Genomic DNA, 8,003 nt, shown 5'->3' with positions numbered 1-8,003 from the left:
CAACACGCCTTCAGGCGTTTTGAGCTTCATCAGCACGACCACCATCTTCGGCTCGCCGGTGGATGTGACGCTGCAGGAGTTGGCAATGGAGACGTTTTTCCCGGCGGATGACTTCACGCGCCAGGCGCTGCACGCGCTGGCGGCGCAGAGCTAGAGTCCGCGCGTCCGGGCTTTAAAGCTCGACGATGGTCTTGAAGCCGCCAAAAATCATCCGCTTGCCATCGAAGGGCAGATTCTTCGGATCCATCATGGCCTCCAGGCGCGGGTCGGACATGACCTTTTTGTTGACGCTGTCGCGCTGCTTGCGTGACTTGTAGGTGATCCACGAGAACACCACCACCTCGCCGGCCTTGAGCTTGACGCTTTGCGGAAAGGACGTGACCTTGCCCGGTTTCACGTCGTCGGCGATGCACTCGGTGTATTCGATCGCGCCGTACTCCTTCCAGATCTTGCCGGCCTTGCGGGACAGCTTGCGGTAGTCCTCCACTTTCTTGGCGGGGACGGCAACGATGAATCCATCTACGTAACGAGCCATGGGAAATCTCCTTGGGTAAGCGGTTTGTCACCTGAAACGCCGCAACAACCGACCAAGTTGCCGGCGTGCAAGTGCATAGCCATTAATTTGTGTACACCGTACACAATATACCCAAAGACCTGTGTAAGACACCTTAGAGATTCGTAACAAGGCATGTATTGGTCGAACCATGCCCCTTGCGCGGGCGTACCGGGAAAACGTCCGCCGCCAGCTGGTTCATCGCACCCGTAGAGACAGGCAAAATGCTATTAATTTAATAGCTGCTTGCGCCCGTTTTTATTGGGTTACGGCCACTATTTACTTAAATTCCCGGGAACCGGCACGCAGCCGGCTTATACGAACACATGGGCCTCGCCGGCCACCGTGATGCGAACCATGGCGCCCGGCGCCGGGGCATGCAGGCCGGAGCTGCGCACCAGCAGCGGCGCGTCCCACGCAGCAAGCTCTGTCGCCGCCGGTGCTTCTTCTGCCGTGACCATGCCAGCGCCGCGCACCAGGCGCACCGACAGCACGCAGACCGGACCGCCAAAATCGGTGTCGATAACCGCGCCGTAGCACGCAGCGGCATCCGCACTTTGCGCGGCCGCCTGCGCCGGGACTTCAGCCACCTGCAGTTGCTCTGGCCGCAGCATGATCTGCGCCGCACCGCTGCGCTGGCCGTCGTTGACCGCGACTCGCCCCAGCGCGCAGTCAGCCCAGCCGCCCGCCAGCCGCGCGGGCAGCACGATGGCTTCGCCCAGGAAGCCGGCCACCGCGGCATCACGGGGCCGCAGATAAAGATCCACCGGGCGACCGGCCTGCACCAGTTGCCCTTCACGCATCACGGCTACCTGGTCGGCAAATGACAGGGCCTCCGCCTGGTCGTGCGTGACCAGGATGGTGGTGATGCCGGCGCCGCTGAGCAATTGCGCGACGGCTTTGCGGGTGCTGGCGCGCAGGCCCGTGTCCAGGGCGGAAAAAGGCTCATCGAGCAACATCAGCTGCGGGCGCTGGGCCAGCGCGCGAGCCAGTGCCACGCGCTGCTGCTGGCCGCCAGACAACTCATGCGGGCGACGGCTGAGCATGGCGATGTCGAGCGCGACCATGTCCATCAGTTCGGCAATGCGTTCAGCGCGCTGGGGCGTATTGCGCGGCAGGCCAAAGCCGACGTTGCCCTCAATCGTCAGATGCGGAAACAGCGCGCCGTCCTGCGGCACAAAACCGATGCCGCGCTGGTGCGCCGGCACGGCTTCCGGCCCGTCGGCCAGTTGCCGCCCACCCAGCACGACGCGGCCGGCGTCGGGCACTTCGAAGCCGGCAATGATGCGCAGCAAGGTGGTTTTACCGGAACCCGACGGACCCACGATGGCGGTGCGGCTGCCGGCCGGCACGTGCAAGTGAACGCCGCCCAGTGCTTCCACGGGGCCATAGTGTTTGCGCAGGCCGTTCAGTTCAAGAGAAGTTGTCATCGTCCCGCCGTGCGTTTGGATTGGGTATAGAGCAGCCACGTCATGGGCAGCGACAGCAGCACCATGATGAGCGCATAGGGCGCGGCGGCGGCGTAGTCGATCTCGCTGCTGTAGGCCCAGAAGGAAGTTGCCAGGGTGCGCGTGCCGTTGGGCGCGAGCATCAGCGTGGCGGTGAGTTCGTTGGTGATCCCCAGGCCCACCAGGGCCGCGCCGGCCGCCGCGCTGGGCGCGGCCAGCCGCAGGGTGATGGCCCACAGCGCCTGCACGGGCGTGCGGCCCAGGCTGCGCGCGGCCTGCTCCAGCTCCACCGGCGCCTGCGCGATGCCGGCGCGCAGGCTGATGAGGGCGCGTGGCAAAAACATCAGCAAATAAGCCAGCAGCACCGTCACCGCTGTCTGGTAAATCGGCATGCGCACCGTCACCGTGACGAGCGCCAGCGCCACCACCACACCGGGCAGCGAACCGACCATGTAGTTGCAGGCCTCCAGCACGCGCTGCAGCCGGCCGGGCGAGCGTATCGACAGCCAGGCCATGGGCACAGCGGCCAATGTGGTCAGCAACGCACCGGCCAGCGCCAGCCCCAGGGTCTGGAAAATCGCCGGGCCGATTTCATCCACGCGCCATACAGCAGCCCCGCCGGCCACCAGCCAGCGGCCCAGGGTAACCAGCGGCACGCCCAGTGCCAGAGCGGTGACCAGCACGGGCAGCAACAGGCCGAGTGCGGTGAAGCGGCCCAGGCTGCGCTTGAAAGGCATGCGCGCGGCGCCGGAACCTACGCGCGCATAACGTTCCTTGCCGCGCGCGGCCGATTCCAGTGCCAGCAACGCGAAGCAGCACACCACCAGCACGCCGGAAAGCATGTTGGCCGCAGGCCCGTTGTAGGTCGACTGGAACTGGTCGACGATGGCCGTGGTGAAGGTGTCGAAACGGATCATCACGTAAAGGCCGTACTCGGCCAGCAGGTGAAGGCCTACCAGCAGTGAGCCGCCGCATACCGCCAGCCGCAGCTGCGGCAGCACCACGCGGAAGAACACCGCCAAAGGGCTCAAGCCCAGCGAGGCGGCGCTGTCTTCCATGCCCGGATCCAGCCGCCGCAAAGCCGCGGCCACCGGCAAATACAAAAATGGAAAGTAGGCAATCACCGAAACCATCACGCCGGCGGGCAAGCCGTGCAGGCCGGGGGCGACCGTCATCCAGGCATAGCTGTGCACAAAAGCCGGCACGGCCAGCGGCGCGACGGCCAGCCAGGCCCAGGTGCGCGCACCGGGCAGGTCGCTGCGCTCGGTGAGCCAGGCCAGGGCCACGGCCAGCACGGCGCACGAGGGCACTGTCAGCGCTACCAGCAAAGCAGTGTTGACGAGCAGCTCCCCAACACGGGGCCGGAAGATCAACGCAGAGGCCGTGTCCCAACCCGCCTGGATGCCGACCCAGATGACAAAACCCAGCGGCAACAAAGCGAGCAACGAGACCAGCAGGGCCGCGCTGCCCACCCACGACAGGCGCCAGCCGCCGCGCCCGGCCGCAGGCGAAGGCAGCAGGGCCGCACTCGCCGGCTTCAGGGAGTCGGCGCCGACATCAAATGGCAAGGCACTCAAGGCAGGTGTCAGATCCGCGGACCTGAAGTGGTTAGGTGCGATTGGAAGTGGTTTACAGCAGGCCGGCCTGGGTCATCAGGTCGGTGACTTTTTTGCTGTTGAGTTTGGAAGGCTCGACCTTGGGCGCCTGCAGCTCAGCCAACGGCACCAGCTTGGGGTTGGACTGCACGCCCGTACCAACAGCGTACTCATACGCGTCGCCGGTCTTCAGGATGTCCTGTCCGCCTTTGCCGGCAATCCACTTCACGAAGGCCTGCGCTTCGGGTTGGTGCTTGCTCGAGGCCAGCACGCCGCCACCGGAAATGCTCACAAAAGCGCCAGGGTCCTGGTTGCGGAAGTAATGCAACTGGGCGTTGTTGCTGTTCTCGCCGGTCTTGGCCTGGTCGCCGTAGTAGTAATAGTGATAGATCACGCCGCCTTCGATCTGGCCTGCATTGACGGCCTTGAGCACGGTGCCGTTGCCTTTGTAAGGCGTGGCGTTTTCCTTCATGGCCTTGAGCCAGGCGACGGTAGCGGCTTCGCCCTTGAGTTCGAGCAGCGCGCTCACGATGGCCTGGAAGTCGGCGCCGGAAGGCGATGCAGCCCAGCGGCCTTTCCATGCGGGCGTGGCCAGGTCCAGCATGGACTTGGGCAACTGTGCGGGCGTGAGCTTGGCCTTGTTGTAGACGAACACCGTACTGCGCGCGGCGATGCCCGTCCAGCGGCCATGCGCGGGGCGGAAGTTGGCAGGCACTTCCGACAGCGTGGCCACGTCCAGCGGAGCGAACAGCCCTGCCGTGTCGACCAGCGCCATGGCCGGCGAATTCTCCGTCAGGAACACATCAGCGGGCGAGGCTTTGCCTTCCTGCACGATCTGGTTGCCCAGCTCGGTGTCACTGCCGTTGCGCAAAGTGACCTTGATGCCGGTTTCCTTGCTGAAGGCTTCAGCCCAGGCCTTGGTCAGGCTGGCGTGCTGGGCGTTGTAAACCACGATGCCTTCGGCGGTGGGCGTGACGGTTTGGGCCGTGGAGGCCAGGGGCGCGGCCAGTAGACCGACGGCCAGCACGGCGCCGGCAAAAGATGGGAACGACAGTTTCATGAAACACCTTTTAGAGATGAAAGCGGCCCGGTTCGCCCGAACCGGGCCGGGCGCGAAGGCCTTGAAGCCCTTGGGCGCCTGCAAGCAAGCCGTAATACAAATACGAATTACTTGCATCTATCTATATGGTAACCGCTCGCGCCATTAGTTCCCCTGTAGAGCGATGGTTTACACAGGCTGCGGCTGGAAGCCGGGGGCTGTCGGCACTTGCTGACAGCTGCCCGCGCCGCCCGCTGATGAGCGGCCAACGGCATGATGCCTAGCATCGACGCATTGGCCACCACCCACGGGAGTTTTCATGAGCGCAACAAAATCAGACCACGACACCCTTTGGGAGCTGATCAAGGGCATCAAATTCGGCATGCTGACGCACCGCCAGGCCAGCGGCATGTTGCACGCCCATCCCCTGACCACGCAGAACCAGTCGCTTGACGCGGAATCGCATCTGTATTTCTTCATCTCACGCAAAAGCGAGATGGCCCAGCGGCTGCAGCAGGACGGCAACGTCAACGTGTCGTACGCCGACCCGGGCGCCGACAGCTACGTATCGGTGTCGGGCCAGGCGGCGATCGTGGAAGACCAGGGGAAAAAAGAAGAACTCTGGTCACCGCTTGCCCGCGCCTGGTTTCCTGCGGGCGTCAACGACCCGGACCTGGCGCTGCTGGAAGTGCGCATTCATCACGCCGAATACTGGGACGTGAAGGAAAGCAAGATGGTGCAGCTGGCCAAAATGGCCAGGGCAGCCATCCTGGGCGAGTTGCCGCGCAAGCTGGGTGAGCACAAAGAGCTGCATATTTCCTGAGAATTCGCCCGAAAACCTGTCCCCCAACCGGCCCTATCCATGCCCTTTATCTCTTTCAACAAAGCCACTGAGCCCAGCGCGCCCGACGATTTGCGCATCAACACCGCGGCAGTCTTGTACATAGAAGCCTCACGTCCTGACCTGATGGGCCAGACCACCATCCACATGCTGGGCCAGGGCACCACCGTCAATGCTGTCACCGAGTCGATAGGCACCGTGGTTTCCACCATAGGCGGGTTGGTGGCGGTCAAGCGCCACTACCTGGCACCCCCGCCCGACGACGGCGCGAGCACGGTCTATGTGCTGCCAGCCAATGTCAGCCACATACACCCCAACCTGCCGCTGTCACCGGAGTTCTGGTACCTGAAGTTTGTCGACGGCTCGGAATTGCGGGTGGTAGACCCGCTGCCGTCGGGGCTATAGCCTCCCCCAATGAAAAATCCCCGCAGGAAACTGCGGGGATTTTTTGCATGCGCAAGGGGCAAGCCCACTTCMCTTCTTTTCAGTCTGCGCCGGCACATAGCGCACGGGCTCATCACCCACGCGCAGGTAATTCACCACGCCCATCACGTCATCGACCAGCCAGACGGCTTTTTCAAGCGCCTCCGATTGTTCGCGTGTCTTGACGCAACCCTTGAGGAAAACCAGGCGCCGCTCGCCCTGCACCCACACGCTGGTGTCGTCGAAACGGCCATCGAGCTTGATGTATTGCGACACGCGCGGAATGATTTCCTGGTCGTACCAATACGAGTTGGCCAGGCGGCAGCGCCCCACGCGGTAGCAACTGCCGCCGTGCTGCGCCCGCACATGGGCCACGTCACGCACCTCCTGCTCGGTATAGAGCGGCCCCTCCGGCACAGGGCATGGATTGATCGCCGAAGTGACCTGCAGGAAGGGGTCGTTGAAGGCGTTGGTGCGCGCATCTTGAGCTTGAGCGGTTGCACCGATGGCCGAAAAAAGAACAAAAAAAAGGAAGGAAAGAAGTGACGGTTTCTTCATCACTTCATCCTTCCATTTCAGCTTGCGGCTGTCAAGCCGCCGGCATGGTGTCCACTTAAGCGGCTACGCCGTCCTTCACGGTGTCAGCCATGTCGGTGTAGTCCTTGACCTGGTCGAAGTTGAGGTACTGGTAGATCTTGTCGCTGGCAGCAGTCAGCACACCCATGTCGGCCATGTATTCGGCCTTGGTGGGGATGCGGCCCAGCTTGGAGCAGATCGCGGCCAGCTCGGCGGAACCGAGGTAGACGTTGGAGTTTTTCCCGAGGCGGTTCGGGAAGTTGCGGGTGGAGGTGGAAAACACCGTCGCGCCCTCTTTCACCTGCGCCTGGTTGCCCATGCACAGGCTGCAACCCGGCATTTCCATGCGGGCGCCGGCCGAGCCGAGCACGCCGTAGTGGCCTTCTTCGGTCAGCTGCTTGGCATCCATCTTGGTCGGCGGCGCCATCCACAGTTTGACGGGGATGTCGCGCTTGTTTTCGAGCAGCTTGGAGGCAGCGCGGAAATGGCCGATGTTGGTCATGCAGCTGCCGATAAAGACTTCGTCGATCTTGCTGCCAGCCACTTCGCTCAGGGTCTTCACGTCGTCAGGGTCGTTCGGGCAGGCCACGATAGGCTCGTGGATGTCGGCCAGGTCGATCTCGATGACGGCGGCATATTCGGCGTCCGCATCGCCCTTGAGCAGCTGCGGGTCGGCCAGCCAGGCTTCCATGGCGGCAATGCGGCGCTTGATGGTACGCACATCCGAGTAACCCGTGGCGATCATCCATTTCAGCATCGTGATGTTGCTGTTGATGTATTCGATGATAGGTTCCTTGTTCAGGTGCACCGTGCAGCCGCCAGCGGAACGCTCTGCGGAAGCGTCGGAGAGCTCGAACGCCTGTTCGACCTTCAGGTCGGGCAAGCCTTCGATTTCCAGAATGCGGCCGGAGAAGATGTTCTTCTTGCCTTGCTTGGCGACCGTCAGCAGGCTGGCCTTGATAGCGTACAACGGGATTGCGTTGACCAGGTCGCGCAGCGTGATACCGGGCTGCATTTCGCCCTTGAAGCGCACCAGCACCGACTCAGGCATGTCCAGCGGCATGACGCCGGTGGCAGCACCGAAAGCCACCAGGCCTGAGCCCGCGGGGAAGCTGATGCCGATGGGAAAACGCGTGTGGCTATCGCCGCCGGTGCCGACGGTGTCGGGCAGCAGCATGCGGTTGAGCCAGCTGTGGATGATGCCGTCGCCCGGACGCAGCGGGATGCCACCGCGGTCGCTCATGAACTCGGGCAGCTCGTGGTGCATCTTCACATCGACCGGCTTGGGATAAGCCGCCGTGTGGCAGAAGGACTGCATCACCAGGTCGGCGCTGAAACCCAGGCAAGCCAGGTCTTTCAATTCGTCGCGCGTCATCGGACCGGTGGTGTCCTGCGAGCCGACAGAAGTCATCTTGGGCTCGCAGTACGTGCCGGGGCGTACGCCCTGGCCTTCAGGCAAGCCGACCGCACGGCCAACCATTTTTTGTGCCAGCGTAAAGCCGCGGCCGTTGTCGGCCGGGTTCTGCGG

At 63.4% G+C, this 8,003-nt stretch carries 8 protein-coding genes and 1 pseudogene; 3 read left to right on the top strand and 6 right to left on the bottom strand.

Going from position 1 to position 8,003, the window contains the following annotated elements; genetic code table 11:
* Positions 1-154 (top strand): annotated as a pseudogene (locus AC1D1X_RS10390) (transcriptional regulator); the annotation flags it as partial.
* Positions 155-172: 18 nt separating this feature from the next.
* Here the strand turns inward: AC1D1X_RS10390 and AC1D1X_RS10385 are convergent.
* From AC1D1X_RS10385 to AC1D1X_RS10370, 4 genes are all read right to left on the bottom strand, one after another.
* Positions 173-535, bottom strand: a complete 363-nt coding sequence (locus AC1D1X_RS10385; RefSeq protein ID WP_457279322.1) for a DUF1428 domain-containing protein — start codon at positions 533-535, stop codon at positions 173-175.
* A 332-nt stretch (positions 536-867) separates the two neighbouring features.
* Positions 868-1,983 (bottom strand): ABC transporter ATP-binding protein, encoded by a 1,116-nt coding sequence (locus tag AC1D1X_RS10380; RefSeq protein WP_477671366.1) that lies wholly within the window; start codon positions 1,981-1,983, stop codon positions 868-870.
* On the bottom strand, positions 1,980-3,578 hold the full coding sequence (locus AC1D1X_RS10375) for an ABC transporter permease (protein WP_477671365.1): 1,599 nt from the start codon (positions 3,576-3,578) through the stop codon (positions 1,980-1,982). The genes AC1D1X_RS10380 and AC1D1X_RS10375 overlap by 4 nt, the downstream gene beginning before the upstream one ends.
* Before the next feature lie 52 nt (positions 3,579-3,630).
* Entirely contained in the window at positions 3,631-4,656 is a 1,026-nt protein-coding gene (locus tag AC1D1X_RS10370) for an iron ABC transporter substrate-binding protein (protein WP_477671364.1), read from the bottom strand.
* A 298-nt stretch (positions 4,657-4,954) separates the two neighbouring features.
* On the opposite strand from AC1D1X_RS10370, the gene AC1D1X_RS10365 reads away from it, so the two are divergent.
* Together AC1D1X_RS10365 and AC1D1X_RS10360 are read left to right on the top strand one after the other, a co-directional pair.
* Positions 4,955-5,458, top strand: coding sequence for a pyridoxamine 5'-phosphate oxidase family protein (locus AC1D1X_RS10365; RefSeq protein ID WP_477671363.1), 504 nt, complete (start codon positions 4,955-4,957; stop codon positions 5,456-5,458).
* A gap of 39 nt (positions 5,459-5,497) precedes the next feature.
* Complete coding sequence (locus AC1D1X_RS10360) at positions 5,498-5,881, top strand: hypothetical protein (RefSeq protein WP_477671362.1); 384 nt, start codon at positions 5,498-5,500, stop codon at positions 5,879-5,881.
* Here AC1D1X_RS10360 and AC1D1X_RS10355 read toward each other — a convergent pair.
* Together AC1D1X_RS10355 and AC1D1X_RS10350 are read right to left on the bottom strand one after the other, a co-directional pair.
* Positions 5,876-6,457 (bottom strand): BON domain-containing protein, encoded by a 582-nt coding sequence (locus tag AC1D1X_RS10355; protein WP_477698236.1) that lies wholly within the window; start codon positions 6,455-6,457, stop codon positions 5,876-5,878. The two genes, AC1D1X_RS10360 and AC1D1X_RS10355, sit on opposite strands and share 6 nt — an antisense overlap.
* A 55-nt stretch (positions 6,458-6,512) precedes the next feature.
* The coding region (locus AC1D1X_RS10350; protein WP_477698235.1) for a bifunctional aconitate hydratase 2/2-methylisocitrate dehydratase at positions 6,513-8,003 on the bottom strand (1,491 nt) is incomplete at its 5' end.

It is taken from the genome of Polaromonas sp. P1_G4, from assembly GCF_056405475.1.
Note: the sequence above shows the minus strand (reverse complement) of the source record. Positions and strands in the feature narration are given on the sequence as shown.